Origin of the sequence: Streptomyces sp. NPDC059906, from assembly GCF_042730645.1 — a bacterium.
Lineage (GTDB): Bacteria > Actinomycetota > Actinomycetes > Streptomycetales > Streptomycetaceae > Streptomyces > Streptomyces rubrogriseus.
In genome coordinates this window covers 147,862-168,596 of the sequence record NZ_JBHWKU010000018.1, presented here as the reverse complement: position 1 = coordinate 168,596, position 20,735 = coordinate 147,862, and the positions used below count along the sequence as shown (strand labels likewise).

The window sequence follows — 20,735 nt, the reverse complement described above, 5'->3', positions numbered from 1 at the left end:
ATTTCGAACCCGGAAGCTAAGCCTTACAGCGCCGATGGTACTGCAGGGGGGACCCTGTGGGAGAGTAGGACGCCGCCGAACAATCATTGCGAGAAAACCCCGCACCGGGAACGGTGCGGGGTTTTCTGCGTTTAGGGTCGGTGTATGCGCTACGACCTGGTTATCTTCGACAACGACGGTGTGCTCGTCGACAGTGAGCCGATCTCCAATCGTCTGCTCGCCGGCTATCTCACCGAGCTGGGGCACCCGACGTCCTACGAGGATTCGCTGCGGGACTACATGGGTGGTGCCATGCACCGCGTGCACGATCTCGTGCTGGAGCGGACGGGGCGGCGGCTGCCCCCGGACTTCGACGATGTCTTCCACGGGCGGGTGTTCGCCGCCTTCGAGCGGGAGCTGGAGCCCGTTCCCGGCGCCGTCGATGTGCTGGAGAAGCTCGCCGCGGACGGGGTGGCGTACTGCGTGGCCTCTTCCGGGAGTCACGAGCGGATTCGGATGGGGCATCGCAAGGCCGGGCTCGGCCGGTGGTTCGACGACGAGCGGATCTTCAGTTCCCAGGATGTGGGGCGAGGGAAGCCGGCGCCGGATCTGTTCCTGCACGCGGCCGCGCGGATGGGCGTGGCGCCGGAGCGGTGTGTCGTGGTCGAGGACAGTCCGCTGGGCGTGCGGGCCGCCGTCGCGGCCGGGATGGACGTGTACGGGTTCACCGCGATGACGCCCGCCGGGAAACTCGACGGAGCCACTCGGCTCTTCGCGGACATGGGGGAGCTGGCCGACCTGTTGCGCGGCTGAGGCCTGACAGTAGCTGGTGAAGGGGGACGCGGGATGGTGTGGCTCGGGACTGTCGTCATGGGCGTGACGATGCTGGTCGCGTTCGTGGTGAGTGGCGCGCTGGGGGCGGGGCCCATGGTCCACATGATCGGGGCCGCCGCCGTCACCACGGACGACTCGGTCGACGCGCTCGACGAGGTCCTGGAAGCTGAGAAGAATTCATCTTTGGTTGGATCTACCCACGGGTAAGCCGGGGCCCTACGCTCGCCGCCATGACTGATGTGCTGCGGCGCGGCAGGGCCTCGCTCGCGTTCGGCTTCTTCGCCCAGGGCGTCGCCTTCGCCCTGCTGGTGACGCGTATCCCGGCCATCCAGGACCGGTACGGCGTCTCCGACGCGCTGCTGCCCGTCTTCCTCGCCGCCGTGCCGATCCTGGCCGGGGTCGGGAGTGTGGTGAGCGAGCGCCTGGTGCGACGGGTGCGGCCCAGCCGGCTGCTGCGCTGGTCCCAGCCGGTGGTGCTGCTGGCGCTGCTCGGCGTCGGGGCGGGGGACCGGGTGGCGGTGCTGGCCGTCGCCCTGGCCGTCTTCGGGCTGGCCGTGGGCGCGCTGGACGCGTCGATGAACATGCTCGGTGTGAGCCTGCAACGGGCGTACGGGCGCAGCATCATGCTCGGGTTCCACGCCGCGTACAGCCTGGGCGGGATTCTGGGGGCCTCGCTGGCCTGGGCGGGGGCGCACTGGGATCTGGCGCTGTGGGTGTCGTATCTGCCGGTGGTGGTGCTGCTGTTGCCGGCGGCGCTGGTGGGGAGCCGGTGGTACGTCGACGGGGACCGTGAGGGTGCGGAGCGCGCGGGGACGGGCGAGGGCGAGGGCGGGGGCGGGGGCGGAGTGGGCGCGGGGGTCGGCTTCAAGGTGCTGCTGCCGCTGTGCCTGGTCATGACGTTCGCCTACATCGGGGACTCGACCGTCTCCAACTGGAGCGCGAAGTACCTCCAGGACGTGCTGGGGAGTTCGGAGCAGCTGGCCACCGTGCCGTACAACGTCTACATGGTGACCACGCTGGTGGGGCGGGCCCTCGGGGACTTCGGGGTGCGTCGGTTCGGGGCCGTGGCGGTGGTGCGGGGCGGGGCGGTCGTCGCGGCGGGCGGGTTCGCCGTGGTGGCCTCGGCGCCGGGAGCCTGGGTGGGGATGCTGGGTTTCACCCTGCTGGGTCTCGGGCTGTGTGTGCTGGTGCCGCAGACGTTCGCGGCGGCGGGGCGGCTGGCGGCGGAGAAGGACGGCCGCCCGGGGGCTTCCGACGCGGCGGTGGCGCGGCTCAATGTCTTCAACTACGTCGGTTTCCTGATCGGTTCGCCGTTGGTGGGCGCGCTCGGGGACGCCTGGAGCTATCGCGGGGCGATGCTCGTGCCGATGGTGTTGGTGCTGGTGACGGTCGTGTACGCCAGGTCGTTCGAGGGTCGACCGGACCGATACGGTGGCGGGCATGAGCGGCCGCGCACAGCTGATGTGGGACGAGGCAGTAACGGGCTATGACTTCGGTCCCGAGCACCCGATGGACCCGGTCCGGCTCGCCCTGACGCGAAGTCTGGTCGGTGCCCTCGGGCTCGACCGGGAGGTGGAGGTCGTCGCGGCGCGGCCGGCCGGGGAGTCGACGCTGCGGCTCGTGCACCGGGAGGACTACATCGACGCGGTGCGGACGGCGTCGGCGGATCCGCGGTCGGCGGACGGTTCCTACGGGCTCGGGACGGTCGACGACCCGGCCTTCGCGGGGATGCACGAGGTGTCCGCGCTGATCGCCGGGCAGTCGGTGGGGGCGGCGGAGGCGGTGTGGCGCGGGGACGCGCTGCACGCGGTGAACTTCGCGGGCGGGCTGCACCACGCGATGCCGGGGGCGGCGTCCGGGTTCTGCGTGTACAACGACGCGGCGCTGGCGATCGCGCGACTCCTTGAGCTGGGGGCCGAGCGGGTCGCTTACGTCGATGTGGACGTGCACCACGGGGACGGGGTGCAGGCGGCGTTCTGGGAGGATCCGCGGGTCCTGACGGTGTCGCTGCACGAGCATCCGGCGACGCTGTTCCCGCAGACCGGGTGGCCGGAGGAGACGGGGGCGGACTGCGCCGAGGGGTCGGCCGTGAACGTCGCGCTGCCGGCGGGGACCGGGGACGCGGGGTGGCTGCGGGCGTTCCACGCGGTGGTGCCGGAGGTCCTCGCGGAGTTCCGGCCGCAGGTGCTGGTGACCCAGCACGGTGCCGACACGCACTTCGAGGATCCGCTGGCGCACCTGGCGGTGTCGCTGGACGCGCAGCGGGCGGTGCAGGTGGCGTGTCACGAGCTGGCGCACGCGTACGCCGGGGGGCGGTGGGTGGCTCTCGGGGGTGGCGGGTACGCCGTGGTGGAGGTGGTGCCGCGGTCGTGGGCGCATCTGGTAGGGGTCGCGGCGGGGCGGCCGGTGGAGCCGGAGACGGTGATTCCGGAGGGGTGGCGGCAGGAGGTGTACGCGCGGACGCGGCAGCTGGGGCCGATGCGGATGACTGATGGGCGGTGGCCGGTGTCTTATGCCTCGTGGGAGGCGGGGTACGACCCTGCGGATCGGTTGGATCAGGCGGTGCGGGCGGCTCGGCGGGCGGTGTTTCCGTTGCGGGGGTTGTTGGCGTAGGGGTGGGTTTCCCGGAGGGCGGTTTCTTGGTTGCCCGGCGTTGGTGCTGGGCGGGGGTCGGTGCGCAGCCCGGCGTTGCGGGGTGCCGCTGCGCCCACCCGTGCCGCCCCAGCGGCACGACTGCCCGCAGCTACGGCGAGGGGTGGCGGCTGCCCGCAGCTACGGCGGCTGCGGTTGCCCGCAGCTGCGGCGGCTGCGGTTGCCCGCGGCTGAGTGGTTACGCCGACCGTGCGTAGATTCTCCCGTTTCCTGTTCGCCTCGCAGGGAGACCCGGCAGCATCGGAGGTGTGCTGACCCGTGGAGCTCTTCGGGCTCATCTTCTTGATGTTCGGCTGGCCGGGGTGGTGGCGACCTCTCGGGAGGTGAGTCTGCGGAGTTACCGGTTGTTCGCCGCTCGGGATCCCCGGGTGCTGATCGGGATCGATCCGGAGCGGGACTGGGGGCCGCGGGAGCTGCTCGGGCTGATGGCGGAGAGGTGCGGGGTTTCGGCCGATCCGCGTGATGTCTCGGGCCAGGACGTCATCGACCCGGACCGGACCCTCGCGGCGCTGGACGACTTCGCCGGGCGGCTCGCGGCGGCCGCCGGACGCCGGGCCCCGGTGCTGCTCGGCACCGGGCACCCGCACCGACTGCTCGGCTTCTACGTCGCCTTGGCACAGGCGCTGTCGGCGGCGGGATGTACTGTCCTCACCCCGGCGCAGGGTCGCTCTGTCGACATAACGACCCGGTTCGGTCTACGCACGTACAGCCTCGACTACGTCCGTGGAGTCGCGTTGGTGCGGGAGCCCGGTGCCGGACGCGCCGGTGGTGAGCCCGGCGCGCACACGCACTCGCCGCTGCCGGTTCGGACCGCGCTGGCTGCCGCGGCCGAGGGCGGCGGGCCGCTGCCCGAGTTGGTGATCGGGGACCACGGGTGGGTCTGCGGAGCAGGTCAGCTGGGGTTCGAGGCGATCGGGCCGGCCGATACGGACGATCCCGCGCTCTTCGTGGGGGAGGCCGAGGGGCTCGTGTCCGTCGCCGTTCCACTTGATGACGCCGTGCGGTCCGAGTACTACCGGCCGCTTACCCGCTACGTACTCAATCGGGCGTGTCTGTCACGGTAGGGAAGCGATGGGTGCACCTCTTCCCCATTCGCATCACCCGCCCCTACATTGGGGAGTGAGCACGCAGCGACGAAGAGTCACCGGAAGGGGAAGCCGGTGGCCGTCGAGTGCGGAAGGTTCAGGTGTGTCATGGCTGCAGCTGGCGAGAGGCCTCTGAACGAGGTTCAGTTCCTTACCGTGGCGGAGGTCGCCTCGGTGATGCGCGTGTCCAAGATGACCGTGTACCGGTTGGTGCACAGCGGTCATATGCCCGCGATCCGGGTGGGACGGTCGTTCCGCGTCCCGGAGCAAGCGGTTCACGAGTACCTCCGCGAGAGCTACGTGGGGGTGGAAACGGCCTGACGGCCCTCGATTACACCCTCAGCGCTCGGACCGGTAGGCTGGCCCCTCGTAGGTCGTGTGGGCCCATGGCGCTCACCAACCGAGTGATGAGAAGTGAGCGAGGATAGTCGTGGGCTCTGTTATCAAGAAGCGGCGCAAGCGGATGGCCAAGAAGAAGCACCGCAAGCTGCTGAAGCGTACGCGCGTTCAGCGTCGCAACAAGAAGTAAGCGACGCTGCGCCGTCGGCGTGGTCTGTGGCCCCTCACCGTATTCGGTGGGGGGCCACAGTCGTGTTTTCGTCAGCTGCCGTGTCCGTCGGTCATCACGGGGCAACACCTACCGGCTAAGTTGGCCGGAGCAGGGCTGGAACAGGGCTGGAGCGGGGCGGAAGGAAGGCGCTGATCTTGGGCAAGGTCGTGCTCGTGACCGGAGTGGCCCGGCAGCTGGGCGGCCGGTTCGTCCGGCGCGTCCAGCGTGATCCCGGTGTGGAGCGGGTGATCGGCGTGGACGCCGTCGCGCCCGAGCACCATCTGGGCGGCGCGGAGTTCGTCCAGGCGGACATCCGGCAGTCGGCCATCGGGCGGGTACTGGCCCAGACGCGTGCCGACACGGTGGTGCACCTGGACGTGACGGGCACGCCGCTGGGCAGCGGCAGTCGCGCCTCGGTGAAGGAGACCAACGTCATCGGCACGATGCAGCTGCTCGGCGCCTGCCAGAAGTCGCCGACGGTGCGGCGGCTGGTGGTGAAGTCCAGTACGAACGTCTACGGGTCCGCGCCGCGCGACCCGGCCGTCTGCACCGAGACCACCGCGCCCAAGTCCCTGCCCAGCGGCGGCTTCGCCAAGGACGCGGTCGAGGTCGAGGGGTACGTGCGGGGCTTCGCGCGCCGGCGGCCGGACGTGTCGGTGACGGTGCTGCGGTTCGCCAACATCCTCGGCCCGGCCGCGGACACGCCGCTGGCCTCGTACTTCGGACTGCCGGTGCTGCCGACGGTGTTCGGCTACGACCCGCGGCTGCAGTTCGTGCACGAGGACGACGTGATCGAGGTGCTGCGGGTCTGCGCGGACGAGCCGCGGCGGGGGACGCTGAACAGCGGGACCTTCAACATCGCCGGGGACGGTGTGCTGCTGCTCTCGCAGTGCTCGCGGCGGCTCGGCCGGCCCACCGTGCCGTTGCTGCTGCCGGCGGTCACCTGGGCGGGTTCGCTCGTGCGTACGCTGGGGATGACGGACTTCTCCCCCGAGCAGATCCGGCTGCTCACCCACGGTCGGGTGGTGGACACCACGCAGATGCGCGAGACGCTGGGATTCAGGCCGAAGTACTCGACGGCCGGGGCGTTCGCGGACTTCGCCCGCGGGCGCGGTGCCGGGCTGCTGCCGCCCGGGGCCCTCGCGGGGGCCGTCGACCGGATCGCGGAGCTGTCCCTGCGGGGCAGCGGTCACCTCCCGACGCAGAGCGCCAACTGAGGAGCGCAGCAACGATGGCGGACGCCAAGGTCATTCCGTTCGACGACGACCGGTCGCGGGGGAGCCGCGGCGCGGGGAGCCGGCGCAGGGGCGGCTCGGCCGAGTCGGCGCCGGTGGGCGAGGGGCCGGTGGGCGACGTGCAGCCGCTGCCCGTACGGGGAGCCGCCGCGCAGGACCCGGTACCCGGGCCCGACGAGTCGCCCGAGCCGCGGACGGCGGACGGCGACGGCGACGGCGGCGACGATGGCGGCCAGGACGGGGGCCTGGAGCGCCGCGTCGCGGCCGGCCTGTCCTTCCTGCGCCGCCGGCTCACCGGCGACTACGAGGTCGACGACTTCGGCTACGACGCCGAGCTGACCGACCAGGTGCTGATGTCCCTGCTGCGCCCGGTGTACGAGAAGTACTTCCGGGTCGAGGTGAAGGGCGTGGAGAACATCCCGGCCGAGGGCGGTGCGCTGATCGTCGCCAACCACTCCGGGACGCTGCCGCTGGACGGGCTGATGATGCAGGTCGCCGTGCACGACCACCATCCGGCCGACCGGCACCTGCGGCTGCTGGCGGCGGACCTGGTGTTCGTGCTGCCGGTGGTCAACGAGCTGGCGCGGAAGCTGGGCCACACCCTGGCCTGCGCGGAGGACGCGGAACGGCTGTTGGCTCAGGGCGAGCTGGTCGGGGTGATGCCGGAGGGCTTCAAGGGCATCGGCAAGCCGTTCGGCGAGCGCTACAAGCTCCAGCGGTTCGGGCGGGGCGGCTTCGTCTCCACGGCGCTGCGGCAGGGGGCGCCGATCGTTCCGTGCTCGATCGTCGGGGCGGAGGAGATCTACCCGATGATCGGCAACTCCAAGACGCTGGCGCGGCTGCTGGGCTTCCCGTACTTCCCGCTCACGCCGACCTTCCCGTGGCTGGGGCCGCTGGGCGCGGTGCCGTTGCCGACGAAGTGGACGATCCAGTTCGGTGAGCCGATCCCGACGGACGGCTACGCGCCGGAGGCGGCCGAGGACCCGGTGCTGATGTTCAACCTGACCGACCAGGTGAGAGAGCAGATCCAGCACACGCTCTACAAACTGCTGGTGCAGCGGCGGTCGGTGTTCTTCTGACGGCCGGTACGGCGATGGGGCTGCCCCATCGCCGTACCCGCGCCGTGTCGGCTCAGTCCGCGTCCTCCGCCTCGATGCCCAGGCCGGGCAGGAGGCCCGGGAGGAGGGGCGGGAGGGTGACGTCCGGCTCCGTGGGCGGGGTGTTGCCGCCCACGGAGGGGGAGGCGGTGCCGCTGTCGTCCTTCGGCGGGTCGAGCAGGCCGCCGGTGCCGCCGCCGAGCAGACCGTCGCTCTCGTCGCCGGAGTCGGCGGACTCGCTGGGCCGGCCGGACTGCGAGTGACCGCGCTCGGACGTGCCCTCGTCGCCGGTGCGGGGCGCCGAGGAGTGACCGGAGCCGGGGGTGTCGGTGGTCGTCGAGCCGGAACCGCCCGGCAGACCGTCGTCCCCGCCGTCCTCGTCCTGGGCCGGCGGCCGCGGCAGCATGGACTGCAGCGGGGCCACGTCGTCGTCTATGGCGTCGAACACCGACGACACCTGCTCACTGACGTCCCCGAGCTGCACGGGCAGCCGCTCGCGCAGCGCTCCCCAGGTCTCCCGGTGGGACTGGGAGAAGGCGGAGAGGGCCTGCATGGGGGCCAGCGAGTCGGGATCGTGGGCGTAGGCCGCGCTGAGCAGGCGGTGGCCCTCGGAGGCGTCGTGCCGCATGCCGGACAGGGCGCGGCGGACCTCACCGAGGGACTCGTGGTCGAGGGGGCCGCTGCGGCCGCGCTCCATCAGCCGTCGGGCCTCGCTGAGCCGGGTCGAGGCGAGGTCCAGATAGGCCCGGCCCCGCTCGTCGTTGCCGTCGGCGAGGCCGAGGCGGAAGTCCTCTATGCCGCGCTTGAGGCCGTAGAGCGAGTCGCCGGGCAGGGCGTCCGAACTGGCGGCGGCGACTCCGCCGAAGGCACCGGCGGCCACGCTCACGCTCAGCCCGCCCGCGGTGAGGCCCTTGGCCAGCCGCGAGCGGGGCCGGAACCTGCTCAGCGGGGCCGCCCGATGGGTGCCGCGCGCCCGGCGCTGCTCCGGTACCGACGTGTCCGTCGCCCCGCCGCTCGCGGTGCCCTCCTGCAGCATGGCCTCGAAGGCGGCCACGAGCTGGGCCCGCTGGACGACCTTGACCTCGGGGTCCAGCGCGGGCCGGGGCAGCGTCTCCAGACCATGGGCGAGGGTCACCAGGCGACCCTGCTCGGTCGGTTCCGCGGTGGCCCCGGCGGTCGCCGGCCCTCCGGACTGCTCGGCCGCCGCCCCGGGATCCGACTGCTCCTCCAGGGCCTGGGCGAAGGCGTTCGCCCGCCGGTGTGCCGATACGTTCGCGATCACTGGCGGCACCTCCTCTCGTCATCACGGTCGACTCCCCAGGGGGTCCTGAGGGTTGCACGCCCCGGTCGGAACCATCCGATCGGGTGATCGGAGTCGGCCAGGGAGTGACCACAGGGAGCCTGCATCCCGCACAACGAGCGGCGCGGCACTTGGGTTACGGACGGCGGATGATCGGACGGCGGACTCAACGGACTTTCACCAGGGGTGACTTGGGAAATGCGAAGGGTGAGCACCCCGGCGGCGTCTCTCAGCGGGCGTCGTCGGGGAGCAGCCGGGCGAGGGTGCGCACGGCCCGGTACTGGAGCGTCTTGATGGCGCCCTCGTTCTTGCCCATGACCCGGGCGGTCTCGGCGACCGAGAGGCCCTGGAGGAAGCGCAGGGTCACGCACTCCTGCTGCTGTGGGTTGAGCCGTCGTACGGCGTCCAGCAGGGCGGCGTTGGAGAGGGACTCGAGGACGGAGTCCTCGGGGGAGCGCTCGACCTCGTTGGCGTCGAGCATCTCGCCGGTGGTGACCTCGAGGCGGAAGCGGCTGGACTTGAAGTGGTCGGCGACCAGGTTGCGGGCGATCGTCACGAGCCAGGCGCCGAAGTCGCGCCCCTGCCAGGTGAAGGTGCCGATGCGCCTGAGCGCCCGCAGGAAGGTCTCGCTGGTGAGGTCCTCGGCGGTGGCCTTGCCTCCCACGCGGTAGTAGATGTAGCGGTACACGGTGTCGCTGTACTGGTCGTAGAGCCGGCCGAAGGCGTCGGCCTCGCCGGCCTGGGCCCGCTCGACCAGCTCCATCATGCGGGCGCTGTCGCTGTCCGCCGCCGGGCGGCGGTGGGTGGTGGCGGCGGCCCCGGACGAGGACGACCGCGCTCGTCTGCCGACGGCGGCGCTTCCTTCGGCCAGTGCGTAGCACGGACCGGCGGGCACGGCGGCCGCGGCGAGGGCGGGGACGGCATACGCGGTGGGGACGAAGCCGCGCAACAGGTCTTGGGCTGATTTGACCGTTGCGCGCAGCGTAGCCAGGCCCGAGGCGTCAACCCCGACGTGTGGGTACACGGGACTCCCAGAGGCAGAGCTTCCATCACGTGCAGTACGGAACCATTCACCCGTCGTAGCGAAGGTGGGGTACCGGAATGCGTCTGAGGAGAATAACGCTTCGTGCAGGCCCTGCTACGCCCAGTTGCTCAAATCATCGATTACGTCGCTTCTGTGCCCGATTGACGCTCGATCAGATGCGCCAGAATGATCGCTTGGTGACCGGAACGGTTCGGATTCCTGGTGACTACAGAGCGTGTTGTGGCCGATGTGAGTACAGGGGACTGGAGAGCCCGTCCGGGGGGTACGTCATCCCGATTGGGTCGCCGTATGGGTCAACGGCCGGGTCAACAGCCGGGTCAACGGCCGGGTCAACAGTCGGGTCAACGGCGGCGGCGGTGCAGCGCGATGGCCGCCGCGGTGCCGCCCGCCACCGCCCCGACGCCCGCGGCCGCGGGGATGCCGACCTTGGCGGCCTTGCGCCCGGTGCGGTAGTCGCGCAGCCGCCACTCCAGCTCGCGGGCGTGCTTGCGCAGCTTGGAGTCCGGGTTGATGGCGTACGGGTGTCCGACCAGCGACAGCATCGGGATGTCGTTGTGCGAGTCGCTGTAGGCGGCGCAGCGGGACAGGTCCAGGGCCTCGGCCGTGGCCAGCGCCCGGACCGCCTCGGCCTTCGCGGGGCCGTGCAGCGGCTCGCCGACCAGCTTGCCCGTGTAGACGCCGCCGATCGACTCGGCCACCGTGCCGAGCGCGCCGGTCAGGCCCAGGCGGCGGGCGATCACCTGGGCGATCTCCACCGGGGCGGCCGTGACCAGCCAGACCTTCTGTCCGGCGTCCAGGTGGGCCTGGGCGAGGGCGCGGGTGCCGGGCCAGATCCGCTCGGCCATGTACTCGTCGTAGATCTCCTCGCCGATCGACTTCAGCTCGGAGACGCGGTGGCCCTTGACGATGGAGAGCGCGGAGTCGCGGGCGTCCTGCATGTGCTCCGGGTCCTCGAACCCGGCCAGCCGGAACCAGGCCTGCTGCCACGCGAAGCGGGCGAGGTCGCGGGTCTCGAAGAACTTCCGCTTGTACAGGCCCCGGCCGAAGTGGAAGATCGCGGCGCCCTGCATGACGGTGTTGTCGAGGTCGAAGAACGCGGCCGCGCGGTCGTCGCCGTGGACCGGGAACTCCGGTTCGGCGACACCGGAGCCGGGGGCGGTTTCCTGGGGGGTCTCGGCGATCTCGGCGGCTTCCGCGGACTTGCGGGCTGCCTCCGCCGAGGCCTCGCCTGCCAACACGCTCCGTGCCGTGGCGGAGCGCCTACGGGGAGTGAGCCATCGAAGAGCGGCCATGCCAGTGAGCATAGCCAGCTTGTTCGGATGCTCAGGAGCCGACGGGTTCGCAGGCCGTGAACTCCGGGCGGCGGCGCCGTTAAGCGGCCGCGCTCCGAGGGCTCGACCGCGGTCCCGCCCTCGGTCCCGCCCTCGGTCCCGCCCGCGATCGCGCCCACGATCACGCCCGCGCGCGCGAGAATGGCCGGCATGAGTCCCCTCTTCCGCCGGAAGCCCACGCAGCCCCCTGAGCACTCCGAGAACCATCTCGTCACCCTCATTCGCAAACCCGGCTGTCATCTGTGTGATGACGCACAGCTCGTCGTCGAGAAGGTCTGCGCGGAACTCGGCGTCCCCTGGGAGGGGAAGGACATCACCGAGGACCGCGGGCTCCACGACCAGTACTGGGAGCAGATTCCGGTCGTGCTGGTCGACGGCCGGCAGCACACCTTCTGGCGTGTGAACGAGGAACGGCTGCGCAAGGTACTGACCGATCAGTACAAGTAGTCCGTATGGTCGCTTAGGATCGATGGCGACCAGGTCTCGGGGGCGTTGATCGTGAGGAGCGTGTACGGCTTTGCCCCCGATGAGTGAGGAACGAGGGTACGTATGTGCCGGTTCCCGTTCCGTGCGCCGGGGGCGCGTGACCCCGGTCACGTTGGCCAGGCAAATCGGACACCATCTTTGTGCACGCGTTCACAAAGACATAGCCTGCATTCGACGGGGCGGTCATGTAGGGACGTATGACCGCCTACAGCCCCGCTCTACCCGCAGGAGCACCGTGGCAACTGGCCGAGCACACCGACCGGCGACCCGCAGCCGAGGGATTCCCGAGGCCACCGTCGCCAGGCTTCCGCTGTACCTCCGCGCACTGACCGCGCTCTCCGAGCGCTCGGTGCCCACGGTCTCCTCCGAGGAACTGGCGGCCGCCGCGGGGGTCAACTCCGCGAAGCTGCGCAAGGACTTCTCCTACCTCGGCTCCTACGGGACCCGTGGTGTCGGCTACGACGTCGAGTATCTCGTCTACCAGATCTCGCGCGAACTCGGCCTCACCCAGGACTGGCCGGTTGTGATCGTCGGTATCGGCAACCTCGGTGCCGCGCTCGCCAACTACGGCGGTTTCGCCTCCCGCGGCTTCCGCGTCGCCGCGCTCATCGACGCCGATCCGGGAATGGCCGGAAAGCCCGTCGCCGGCATCCCGGTGCAGCACACCGACGAGCTGGAGAAGATCATCAAGGACGACGGTGTCTCGATCGGCGTGATCGCGACCCCCGCCGGCGCCGCCCAGCAGGTCTGCGACCGCCTCGTGGCCGCCGGTGTCACCTCCATCCTGAACTTCGCGCCGACCGTGCTGAACGTCCCCGAGGGCGTCGACGTGCGCAAGGTCGACCTCTCCATCGAGCTGCAGATCCTCGCCTTCCACGAGCAGCGCAAGGCGGGCGAGGAGGCCGCGGCCGACGGCGCCGCACCGCCCGTCGCCGCCCGCAAGCAGCAGCACTCCACCGGCTCCGCCGACCAGGGACCCGACGGGGACGTACCCGCCGTGATGCCGGCATGAGCCTCCTCGTCGTCGGGTTGAGCCACCGCAGCGCGCCGGTCAGCGTGCTGGAGCGGGCGTCCCTGAACGCGGACGCGCAGCTCAAGCTGCTCCAGGACACGGTCGCCGCCGAACCGGCCGCCGAGGCCGCGGTCCTGGCCACCTGCAACCGCATCGAGCTGTACGCCGACGTGGACAAGTTCCACGCCGGTGTCGCCGAGCTGTCCACGCTGCTCGCCCAGCACAGCGGCGTCGGCCTGGAGGAGCTGACCCCCCACCTCTACGTGCACTACGAGGACCGGGCCGTCCACCACCTGTTCTCGGTGGCCTGCGGGCTGGACTCGATGGTGGTCGGCGAGGGGCAGATCCTCGGCCAGATAAAGGACTCCCTGGCCCGCGCCCAGGACCTGCACACCGCCGGACGGCTCCTGAACGACCTGTTCCAGCAGGCGCTGCGGGTCGGCAAGCGCGCCCACCACGAGACCGGCATCGACCGGGCCGGGCAGTCCCTGGTCACCTTCGGCCTGGAGCAGTTGTCCGCCGGGGCCGACGTCGAGCAGTGGGCCCGGGGCAAGAAGGCGCTGGTCATCGGCGCCGGTTCGATGTCCTCGCTGGCCGCAGCCACGCTGGCGCGGGCCGGGGTCGCCGAGATCGTGGTCGCCAACCGCACCTTCGAGCGCGCCGAGCGCCTCGCACTCCTGCTCGAAGAGCAATATGGACAACGTCTCTCCGAGGGCGACGACACGGACGTGCTGGCCCGCGCGGTACCGATGGGCTCGGTGCCGGGCGAGCTGACACGTGCCGACGTGGCCGTTTCCTGTACGGGCGCGACCGGGCTGGTCCTCACGGCCGACTCCGTGGCGGCGACGGTGGAGGGCCGCACCGGCGCGCCCGCCGTCGAGGACACCGCCGTACGGGATACCGCCGTACGGGAGACCGCCGTACGAGAAGCCGCCGTACGGGAAGCCGGCGAAACGCCACTGCCGGGTGCCGGGAGCGCCGCCGACGAGAACTGCCCCCTGGACCTCTCCTCCGTGTCCTCCGTCCCCGCCGGCTTCTCCGTCATGGGCGAGGCCGCCGTGGCCGGCATGGACGCCGCGACGCTCGAGCAGCACGGCGCGTGGGCCGCGGGCGGTACGGCGGTGGACCGGACGCGCGAGACGGGCCGGAGCGGTCCGGAGGCGGACGCCGAGCTGATCGGCGCGCTCGCCGCGACGGCGACCCGCGTCGGCCGCATCCCCGAGCGCCGCCGCCCGGAACCGGTCGTCGAGGTGCCGCGCCCCGAGCCCGTGCTCTTCCTGCTCGACCTCGCGATGCCGCGGGACGTCGACGCCGCCGTGCACCGGCTGGCCGGGGTCCGCCTGGTGGACATCGAGTCGCTCGCCGACGCCTCGGCCGACGCACCGATGGCCGCCGACGTCGACATGGTCCGCCGGATCGTCGCCGACGAGGTCGCGGCCTTCGGCGCCGCCCAGCGCGCCGCGCACATCACGCCCACCGTGGTCGCGCTGCGCAGCATGGCCGCGGACGTCGTGGCCGGCGAGATCGCCCGCCTGGAAGGGCGGCTGCCGGCGCTCGACGACAAGCACCGGGCCGAGATCACCCAGACCGTCAAGCGTGTGGTCGACAAGCTGCTGCACGCGCCGACGGTGCGGGTCAAGCAGCTCGCCGCCGAACCCGGCGGTGCCGGGTACGCGGACGCGCTGCGCACCCTGTTCGACCTCGACCAGGAGACGGTGGCCTCCGTCTCCCGCGCCGAGAACAGCACTGAGAAGAACCGAGGGCCGGCATGACTGAGAAGGCACTGAGGCTGGGGACCAGGCGGAGCAAGCTCGCCATGGCCCAGTCCGGGCAGGTGGCGGACGCCGTGAGCCAGGTGACCGGTCGGCCCGTTGAGCTGGTCGAGATCACCACGTACGGCGACACGTCGCGGGAGCACCTGGCGCAGATCGGCGGCACGGGGGTGTTCGTCGCCGCGCTGCGCGACGCGCTGCTGCGGGGTGAGGTGGACTTCGCGGTTCACTCGCTCAAGGACCTCCCCACCGCGCAGCACGAGGGCCTGGTCGTGGCCGCGATCCCGGAGCGCGAGGACCCGCGGGACGTGGTCGTCGCCCGGGACGCGCGCAAGCTGACCGACCTGCCGCGCGGGGCGCGCATCGGCACGGGCGCGCCGCGCCGCATGGCGCAGCTGAACGCGTACGCCCGCACCCACGGGATGGAGATCGAGACGGTCCCGATCCGGGGCAACGTCGACACCCGCGTCGGATACGTCCGCAGCGGTGAGCTGGACGCCGTCGTACTGGCCGCCGCCGGGCTCAACCGGGTCGGCCGCATCGACGAGGTGACCGACTTCCTGTCGGTCGACACGGTTTTGCCGGCCCCCGGCCAGGGGGCACTGGCGGTCGAGTGCGCGGCGGACAACGCCTCGCTGATCGCCGCGCTCGCCGAGCTCGACGACCCGTTCACGCGGGCCGCCGTAACGGCCGAGCGATCACTGCTCGCCGCCCTGGAGGCCGGTTGCAGCGCACCTGTGGGGGCGCTGGCCGACCTTCTGGCCGACGGGCAGACTGTCAAGGAAATGCGCCTGCGCGGCGTCGTCGGCACGACCGACGGCTCGACGCTGGTGCAGCTGTCCACCACCGGTCCCGTGCCCGAGACGCACGAGGCGGCGCTGGCACTCGGTCGCGAACTCGCCACCGAGATGCTCGCCCAGGGCGCGGCCGGTCTGATGGGGGAGCGAGCACATTGAGCCCCACCACCCTTCCCGCCGGTCCGGAACACGGGCACGTCACCTTCCTCGGTGCCGGACCCGGAGATCCGGGACTGCTGACTCTGCGCGCCGTCGAGGCGCTGGCGCACGCGGACGTCCTCGTCGCCGAGCACGAGGTGCTCGACGTCGTACGCACGCACGCGAAGCAGGGCGTGTCGGAAGTGCACACGGATGCCGATCCGTCGGATCCGGGCACAGGCGCGCCCCAGCTGAAGGTAGTTGACGGTGCGTCAACGCCCCTCGGTGCCCCCGCTGTGCGGGATGCCGCACATCTTGTCATGGAGGCCGCGCGGGGCGGCAGGCGGGTCGTGCGTGCGGTGACCGGGGACCCCGGGCTCGACGCGTACGCCGCCGAGGAGATGCTGGCGTGCGCCGCGGCCGGGGTGCCCTTCGAGGTCGTCCCGGGCATCGCGAACGCCGTCGGCGTGCCCGCGTACGCCGGTGTGCCGCTGCGGGACGCCCAGGGCGCGGACGTGCGCTTCGTGGACGCCCGTACGGCGTCGGACCGCTGCTGGACCGAGGTGGGCGCTTCCGACGGCACGGTGGTCGTGTCGACGACGCTCGACTCGGTCGCCGCGGCGGCCGGCGAGCTGGTCTCGGCGGGCCGCAAGCCGGACACCCCGCTGACGGTGACGATCGCCGGTACGACGACCAGGCAGCGCACCTGGTCCGCCACCCTCGGCACGGTCGCCCAGACCCTGAAGCAGGCGAAGGTGCTGCCGTCCCCGGACGGCGGCCGCCCGGTGATAGCCGTGGTCGGCGAGCGCAGTGCCTCCGCCCGGCGCGACCAGCTGTCGTGGTTCGAGTCCAAGCCGCTGTTCGGCTGGAAGGTCCTCGTCCCGCGCACGAAGGAGCAGGCGGCTTCGCTCTCCGACCAGCTGCGGTCCTACGGGGCCGTCCCGAGCGAGGTCCCGACCATCGCGGTGGAGCCGCCGCGCACCCCGCAGCAGATGGAGCGGGCGGTCAAGGGCCTGGTGACGGGCCGCTACGAGTGGATCGCGTTCACGTCGGTCAACGCGGTGAAGGCGGTCCGCGAGAAGTTCGAGGAGTACGGCCTCGACGCCCGCGCCTTCGCGGGCATCAAGGTCGCCGCGGTCGGCGAGCAGACGGCCAACGCCCTCATCGCCTTCGGCGTGAAGCCGGACCTGGTGCCGAGCGGCGAGCAGTCGGCCGCCGGTCTCCTGGAGGACTGGCCGCCCTACGACCCGGTCTTCGACCCGATCGACCGTGTCTTCCTGCCCCGGGCCGACATCGCCACCGAGACCCTCGTCGCCGGTCTGATCGAGCTGGGCTGGGAGGTCGACGACGTCACGGCCTACCGCACGGTGCGCGCCTCGCCGCCCCCGGCCACGACCCGGGAGGCCATCAAGGGCGGCGGCTTCGACGCGGTGCTCTTCACGTCGTCCTCCACGGTCCGCAACCTGGTCGGCATCGCGGGCAAGCCGCACAACGTCACGGTGATCGCCTGCATCGGCCCGGCGACGGCCAAGACGGCCGAGGAACACGGGCTGCGCGTCGACGTGATGGCTCCCGAACCGTCCGTCCACAAGCTGGCGGAGGCCCTGGCCGACTTCGGCCTGCGCCGCCGGGCGGCGGCGTTGGAGGCGGGAGATCCGGTGACCCGGCCGAGCGAACGGCGACCGGGGTCGCGGAGACGGCGGTCTTCGACCTGATGCGAGACGGGGCGTCCCTGGTGACAGGGGCGTCCCGTTGTCATTTCGGCCACCGCGACCGACGACCGGCTCCTCCAGGGCCACTGACTGGCCGCACCCTGCTGCGTCATCCACACGTGGCGCAACAACTCGGGTCGAGGACGTCCGCGTAGACGGGTCAGCACATACTTGGCAGCCACCCGCGCTGGACAGCCCGCACGCCCGCTTCGAAGCGGCTGCGTGCGCCGAGGCGCTCCATGAGGTCCGCGGCGATACGGCGCGCGGTGCGCTGGGAGACGCCGAGCCGCTTGGCGATGGCCTCGTCGGTGAGCCCTTGGGCCAGCAGCCTGATGGTGGTGCTTTCCTGCCCCGTCAGACCGTGAGCGTCCTTCACGGCCTGCTCGCCGAGCGGCTTGGCGGAGGCCCAGACGACGTCGAAGAGCGCACACAGGGCGGTCAGCGTCCCCTGGCCGGTCAGGACGACGGCACCGGCGGTCGTGTCCGCGCTGCTGATCGGGATGAGGGCGGTCGTCCGGTCGGCGATGATCATGCGTGTGGGCAGTGCCGCGACGGTGCGGACCTGACCCCCGAGACCTGCCAGCCAGTTCGCGTGGTCCACCGTGGGCTGGTGATTGCGCACACTGTCCAGGTAGACCGTGCGCATGGTGACTCCGCGTTCGATGACTTCACGGTTGAGCGGCCTGGAGGCCTCCATGTTCGCCGCGGTCTGCGCGCCGTCCGGGGCGAAGGTCATCACCTCGTCGCGCAGGGATCTGCTCAGGACGCCTATCCGGTCCCGGACGGCGTCGAGGCCGACCAGTTGCTCCACCCCCGGGCTGGTCGCCGGACGCAGTTCGGTGTACTCGGCGATCAACTGGGCGGCTGCCGCACGCGAAGCCTCCACACGCTGTTGCTGAACGGCTAGTTCAGCCTGTTGTCGGGCTATCAGGATCTCCATGCCGAGGCTCGCCGACACGGCGCGCAGACGGCCCTTCTCCTCCCCCGACGGACGGACCAGAGCCAGTTCGCTCAGCCGGTCCAAGGCGCCCCGAACGTCCTCCTCGCTGCACCCGACCTGCTCGACGAGCCCGGCCACGCCGTCCTGGGGGCGGGCCAGCATCGCCCGGTACACAGACTCGGCCACAGCGTCCAGGCCCAATGCGGCAAGCATACGCAGAACCTCCATGAAACCCGCCACTTACGAGATATCTGTGATCATGCCATGAACAGTTCACGCAATTCCCTGCTGACGGGACGTGGCCGAAAGCGGACACGGCCGCTTCGGCCCTCCCCGTTCCTCTGGCGGGCGGGCCCTGGACTTGTCACCTTCGGCGACATGTACCTGATCCACGTGCACCTGGCCCTGCCCGAGGGCGCGCTCCTTCCGGCCGACACTCGCCAGGCGATCGCAGCCCACGTCGACGAGGGCGACGGAGTCGAGCACGTGTCCGTCCATCCCCATGCCGTGCCGTGTCCTGTCGTGGGGCTCTACCTCCTGGCCGAGTCGCTGGAGGAGGCCGAGGCGCGGGCCTTGGAGGTGTGCCGACGCGCTGTCGGCCGTTCCCCTCACTGGGTCGGATGGGAGGTCGTGGGCGCCGGTGCGCCACTCGTCGCCCCCTACTACGACCGGTTGCTGTCCTCATCCGGCCTGGACTGGCCGACGGTGGACGCAACGGTCCATGACCGATTCAGTCCTGAAGGTTCCTCTTCTCCCGCCGCCGACCAGTGACGAAAGTGGAGATCGCCCGCCGGGGAACCTCCGACGGGTCGGGCAGGTGCGAGCGTCACCGCGGGACGCGCACCGGCACCACGACACAGCAACTCCTCAACAGAAGGACCTGGTCATGACATTTCCTCGTGCGGGCCGGACCGCCGCGGTCGTCCTCCTCGGCCTTGGCGCCGTCTTCCTCGGCCAGACGGCCACCCCCACCGCCTTCGCCGCGACCGCCGGCCCCGCCGTCGTGGTCCAGGTCACCCAGTCGGCCGCCGCCGGCCCCAACGCCGACCTCGGCTGGCAGTAGTTCAGCCGCCGTCCGCTCGCAGAACAGAAGTTCCTACCGACACCCGGCACGGCTCAGCCATGCCCACAACCAGAAGGACACCCATGTCCGTGCACGCCATGACCAGCCGTCGCTTCAGCATGGCCTCCCTCGGAACCCTGGTCGTCGCGACCGTCATCACAGGCTTCCTCGCGGTCCCGGCCCATGCCGCCACACCGCAGCAGGAGATCGCCGCCACCGCGACCGCCGAGAACGGGAACGGTCCCTGCGCACACGGCGGCTACGACAGCGGCTTGAGCCAGAACAGCAGCTGCGACGGTTACGGCGGCCAGTCCCACGCCTGGTGTGCGGACTTCGTCGGCTGGGTGTGGGCCCGCCACAACGTCGCAGGGCTGGGCATGCTCACCGATGCTGCCGCGAGCTTCTACAGATACGGCGAAAAGTACGGAACGAAGAGCAATACACCGCACGTGGGTGATGCCGTGGTCTACGGCTACTCCAATGGCTGGGCCCAGCACGTGGCGCTGGTCACCTCCGTCAAGGACGGCGTGGTGACCATCACAGGGGGCAACCAGGGACACAGCCAGCACTCCGAGGGCATCGTCAGCACCAACAGCACCACCCAGTACGCGGTGGGCAGCGCCCCCTGGGGACAGCGCATCAGCGCCTACATCTCTCCCAAGTTCCAGAAGGCGGAACCGCCCAAGGTCACCCTCCAGGGCCTCCCCGGCACCTCCGTGACCGGAGTCGCCTCACTGTCGTCCTCGGTCACCGCGGGCACCTACGACATCGCCACTGTCGAGTACTACCTGGACGGCGAGAAGATCGCCACGCGGAGTACCGCGCCGTACGGCTACTCCTTCGACACGAGCCGGGTTCCGGACGGGAAGCACACCCTTTCGGTCGAGGTGACCGACACCATGGGGAACACCGGTGGCGACCGGCAGCAGATCATCACCTCCAACGGAGACTCCGGGTCCACCTTCAACGCCGACTTCAACGGTGACGGCAGGTCGGACGTGGGCGTCCTGTACGACTACGGTCAGACGGCCGACGGCACCAACCACACCGCCCTGTGGACCTACCTGAGCACCGGTACGGGCTTTGCCAGCCCGGTCAAGGTCTGGGACAACATCGACTCTGGCACCGGCAGCTGGAACTGGGACCGTTCCAAGGTCACCTCCGGTGACTTCAACGGCGACGGCAAGACCGACGTCGGCGTCCTCTACAACAACGGACGCCAGCAGGACGGCACCAACCGCACCACCCTGTGGACCTTCACCAGCACCGGCACCGGTTTCAACAAGCCCGTCAAGGTCTGGGACAACGCCGACGCCGGCAGCGGCAGCTGGAACTGGAACCGCTCCAAGGTCACCTCCGGTGACTTCAACGGCGACGGCAAGGACGACGTCGGCGTCCTCTACAACAACGGACAGCAGCAGGACGGTGCCAACCGCACCACCCTGTGGACCTTCACCAGCACGGGTAGCGGCTTCGGCAACCCGCTGCGCAGGTGGGACAACACCGAGACCGAGGTGAAGAGCTGGAACTGGGACCGCTCCAAGGTCACGTCCGGTGACTTCAACGGTGACGGCAAGTCCGATGTCGGGGTTCTGTACGACAACGGGCGGCAGCAGGACGGTGCCAACCGCACCACCCTGTGGACCTTCACCAGCACGGGTAGCGGCTTCGGCAACCCGCTGCGCAGGTGGGACAACACCGAGACCG

General features: G+C 71.0%; 21 protein-coding genes and 1 rRNA gene. 18 read left to right on the top strand and 4 right to left on the bottom strand.

What is annotated here, in order from left to right; all coding sequences use genetic code 11:
- From rrf to ACFV9J_RS25940, 10 genes are all read left to right on the top strand, one after another.
- Positions 1-81: ribosomal RNA gene (gene rrf, locus ACFV9J_RS25985) — 5S ribosomal RNA — on the top strand; the annotation flags it as partial.
- Between the two features lie 63 nt (positions 82-144).
- On the top strand, positions 145-792 hold the full coding sequence (locus ACFV9J_RS25980) for an HAD family hydrolase (protein WP_385357608.1): 648 nt from the start codon (positions 145-147) through the stop codon (positions 790-792).
- Between the two features lie 33 nt (positions 793-825).
- Complete coding sequence (locus ACFV9J_RS25975) at positions 826-1,020, top strand: hypothetical protein (RefSeq protein WP_385357607.1); 195 nt, start codon at positions 826-828, stop codon at positions 1,018-1,020.
- Positions 1,021-1,043: 23 nt separating this feature from the next.
- Positions 1,044-2,303 carry an MFS transporter gene (locus tag ACFV9J_RS25970; RefSeq protein ID WP_385357605.1) on the top strand — a complete coding sequence of 420 codons (1,260 nt, stop codon included), beginning with the start codon at positions 1,044-1,046 and terminating at the stop codon, positions 2,301-2,303.
- Positions 2,254-3,426 carry an acetoin utilization protein AcuC gene (locus ACFV9J_RS25965; RefSeq protein WP_385357603.1) on the top strand — a complete coding sequence of 391 codons (1,173 nt, stop codon included), beginning with the start codon at positions 2,254-2,256 and terminating at the stop codon, positions 3,424-3,426. The genes ACFV9J_RS25970 and ACFV9J_RS25965 overlap by 50 nt, the downstream gene beginning before the upstream one ends.
- A gap of 287 nt (positions 3,427-3,713) precedes the next feature.
- Positions 3,714-4,529, top strand: coding sequence for a phosphatase (locus ACFV9J_RS25960; RefSeq protein ID WP_385357600.1), 816 nt, complete (start codon positions 3,714-3,716; stop codon positions 4,527-4,529).
- Positions 4,530-4,658: 129 nt separating this feature from the next.
- Positions 4,659-4,871, top strand: coding sequence for a helix-turn-helix domain-containing protein (locus ACFV9J_RS25955; RefSeq protein ID WP_385357626.1), 213 nt, complete (start codon positions 4,659-4,661; stop codon positions 4,869-4,871).
- A 109-nt stretch (positions 4,872-4,980) separates the two neighbouring features.
- Complete coding sequence (locus ACFV9J_RS25950) at positions 4,981-5,079, top strand: 30S ribosomal protein bS22 (protein ID WP_003948845.1); 99 nt, start codon at positions 4,981-4,983, stop codon at positions 5,077-5,079.
- A 176-nt stretch (positions 5,080-5,255) separates the two neighbouring features.
- Positions 5,256-6,317 carry an NAD-dependent epimerase/dehydratase family protein gene (locus ACFV9J_RS25945; RefSeq protein WP_385357597.1) on the top strand — a complete coding sequence of 354 codons (1,062 nt, stop codon included), beginning with the start codon at positions 5,256-5,258 and terminating at the stop codon, positions 6,315-6,317.
- Positions 6,318-6,331: 14 nt separating this feature from the next.
- Entirely contained in the window at positions 6,332-7,414 is a 1,083-nt protein-coding gene (locus tag ACFV9J_RS25940; protein ID WP_385357595.1) for a lysophospholipid acyltransferase family protein, read from the top strand.
- A gap of 52 nt (positions 7,415-7,466) precedes the next feature.
- On the opposite strand, the gene ACFV9J_RS25935 is transcribed toward ACFV9J_RS25940, so the two are convergent.
- The 3 genes from ACFV9J_RS25935 to ACFV9J_RS25925 form a co-directional block, all read right to left on the bottom strand.
- Complete coding sequence (locus tag ACFV9J_RS25935; RefSeq protein ID WP_385357593.1) at positions 7,467-8,714, bottom strand: DUF5667 domain-containing protein; 1,248 nt, start codon at positions 8,712-8,714, stop codon at positions 7,467-7,469.
- A 247-nt stretch (positions 8,715-8,961) separates the two neighbouring features.
- The gene (locus ACFV9J_RS25930) at positions 8,962-9,756 is read right to left on the bottom strand and encodes an ECF subfamily RNA polymerase sigma factor, BldN family (RefSeq protein WP_385357592.1); all 795 of its coding nucleotides are present in this window, start codon (positions 9,754-9,756) and stop codon (positions 8,962-8,964) included.
- 362 nt (positions 9,757-10,118) lie between these two features.
- Positions 10,119-11,069 (bottom strand): HAD family hydrolase, encoded by a 951-nt coding sequence (locus tag ACFV9J_RS25925; protein WP_385357590.1) that lies wholly within the window; start codon positions 11,067-11,069, stop codon positions 10,119-10,121.
- Positions 11,070-11,249: 180 nt separating this feature from the next.
- Here ACFV9J_RS25925 and ACFV9J_RS25920 point away from each other — a divergent pair, with 180 nt between their 5' ends.
- The 5 genes from ACFV9J_RS25920 to ACFV9J_RS25900 all read left to right on the top strand — a co-directional run bounded on the left by ACFV9J_RS25920 (position 11,250) and on the right by ACFV9J_RS25900 (position 17,028).
- Positions 11,250-11,555, top strand: a complete 306-nt coding sequence (locus ACFV9J_RS25920) for a glutaredoxin family protein (protein WP_385357588.1) — start codon at positions 11,250-11,252, stop codon at positions 11,553-11,555.
- Between the two features lie 274 nt (positions 11,556-11,829).
- A complete protein-coding gene (locus tag ACFV9J_RS25915) occupies positions 11,830-12,606 on the top strand; it encodes a redox-sensing transcriptional repressor Rex (RefSeq protein WP_385357585.1) in 777 nt (258 codons plus the stop codon).
- Positions 12,603-14,378 (top strand): glutamyl-tRNA reductase, encoded by a 1,776-nt coding sequence (locus ACFV9J_RS25910; protein WP_385357582.1) that lies wholly within the window; start codon positions 12,603-12,605, stop codon positions 14,376-14,378. The genes ACFV9J_RS25915 and ACFV9J_RS25910 overlap by 4 nt, the downstream gene beginning before the upstream one ends.
- Positions 14,375-15,334, top strand: coding sequence for a hydroxymethylbilane synthase (gene hemC / locus ACFV9J_RS25905; RefSeq protein ID WP_385357579.1), 960 nt, complete (start codon positions 14,375-14,377; stop codon positions 15,332-15,334). The genes ACFV9J_RS25910 and hemC overlap by 4 nt, the downstream gene beginning before the upstream one ends.
- Positions 15,331-17,028 (top strand): uroporphyrinogen-III synthase, encoded by a 1,698-nt coding sequence (locus ACFV9J_RS25900; RefSeq protein WP_385357577.1) that lies wholly within the window; start codon positions 15,331-15,333, stop codon positions 17,026-17,028. The genes hemC and ACFV9J_RS25900 overlap by 4 nt, the downstream gene beginning before the upstream one ends.
- Before the next feature lie 157 nt (positions 17,029-17,185).
- Here ACFV9J_RS25900 and ACFV9J_RS25895 read toward each other — a convergent pair whose 3' ends face one another.
- Positions 17,186-18,178 carry a LuxR C-terminal-related transcriptional regulator gene (locus ACFV9J_RS25895; protein ID WP_385357576.1) on the bottom strand — a complete coding sequence of 331 codons (993 nt, stop codon included), beginning with the start codon at positions 18,176-18,178 and terminating at the stop codon, positions 17,186-17,188.
- 165 nt (positions 18,179-18,343) lie between these two features.
- Between ACFV9J_RS25895 and ACFV9J_RS25890 the strand changes: the two genes are divergently transcribed.
- From ACFV9J_RS25890 to ACFV9J_RS25880, 3 genes are all read left to right on the top strand, one after another.
- On the top strand, positions 18,344-18,736 hold the full coding sequence (locus tag ACFV9J_RS25890) for a hypothetical protein (RefSeq protein WP_385357574.1): 393 nt from the start codon (positions 18,344-18,346) through the stop codon (positions 18,734-18,736).
- A 115-nt stretch (positions 18,737-18,851) separates the two neighbouring features.
- A complete protein-coding gene (locus ACFV9J_RS25885; protein ID WP_385357572.1) occupies positions 18,852-19,028 on the top strand; it encodes a hypothetical protein in 177 nt (58 codons plus the stop codon).
- A gap of 59 nt (positions 19,029-19,087) precedes the next feature.
- Positions 19,088-20,735, top strand: a 1,648-nt coding sequence (locus ACFV9J_RS25880; protein WP_385357569.1) for an FG-GAP-like repeat-containing protein, incomplete at its 3' end; no start/stop codon positions are given.

Coding starts and splice junctions, on each gene's coding strand:
- ACFV9J_RS25980 (WP_385357608.1), top strand. CDS start 145: ATGCGCTACGACCTGGTTATCTTCGACAACGACGGTGTGCTCGTCGAC.
- ACFV9J_RS25975 (WP_385357607.1), top strand. CDS start 826: ATGGTGTGGCTCGGGACTGTCGTCATGGGCGTGACGATGCTGGTCGCG.
- ACFV9J_RS25970 (WP_385357605.1), top strand. CDS start 1,044: ATGACTGATGTGCTGCGGCGCGGCAGGGCCTCGCTCGCGTTCGGCTTC.
- ACFV9J_RS25965 (WP_385357603.1), top strand. CDS start 2,254: ATGAGCGGCCGCGCACAGCTGATGTGGGACGAGGCAGTAACGGGCTAT.
- ACFV9J_RS25955 (WP_385357626.1), top strand. CDS start 4,659: ATGGCTGCAGCTGGCGAGAGGCCTCTGAACGAGGTTCAGTTCCTTACC.
- ACFV9J_RS25940 (WP_385357595.1), top strand. CDS start 6,332: ATGGCGGACGCCAAGGTCATTCCGTTCGACGACGACCGGTCGCGGGGG.
- ACFV9J_RS25925 (WP_385357590.1), bottom strand. CDS start 11,069: ATGGCCGCTCTTCGATGGCTCACTCCCCGTAGGCGCTCCGCCACGGCA.
- ACFV9J_RS25920 (WP_385357588.1), top strand. CDS start 11,250: ATGGCCGGCATGAGTCCCCTCTTCCGCCGGAAGCCCACGCAGCCCCCT.
- ACFV9J_RS25910 (WP_385357582.1), top strand. CDS start 12,603: ATGAGCCTCCTCGTCGTCGGGTTGAGCCACCGCAGCGCGCCGGTCAGC.
- hemC (WP_385357579.1), top strand. CDS start 14,375: ATGACTGAGAAGGCACTGAGGCTGGGGACCAGGCGGAGCAAGCTCGCC.
- ACFV9J_RS25895 (WP_385357576.1), bottom strand. CDS start 18,178: ATGCTTGCCGCATTGGGCCTGGACGCTGTGGCCGAGTCTGTGTACCGG.
- ACFV9J_RS25890 (WP_385357574.1), top strand. CDS start 18,344: ATGTACCTGATCCACGTGCACCTGGCCCTGCCCGAGGGCGCGCTCCTT.
- ACFV9J_RS25885 (WP_385357572.1), top strand. CDS start 18,852: ATGACATTTCCTCGTGCGGGCCGGACCGCCGCGGTCGTCCTCCTCGGC.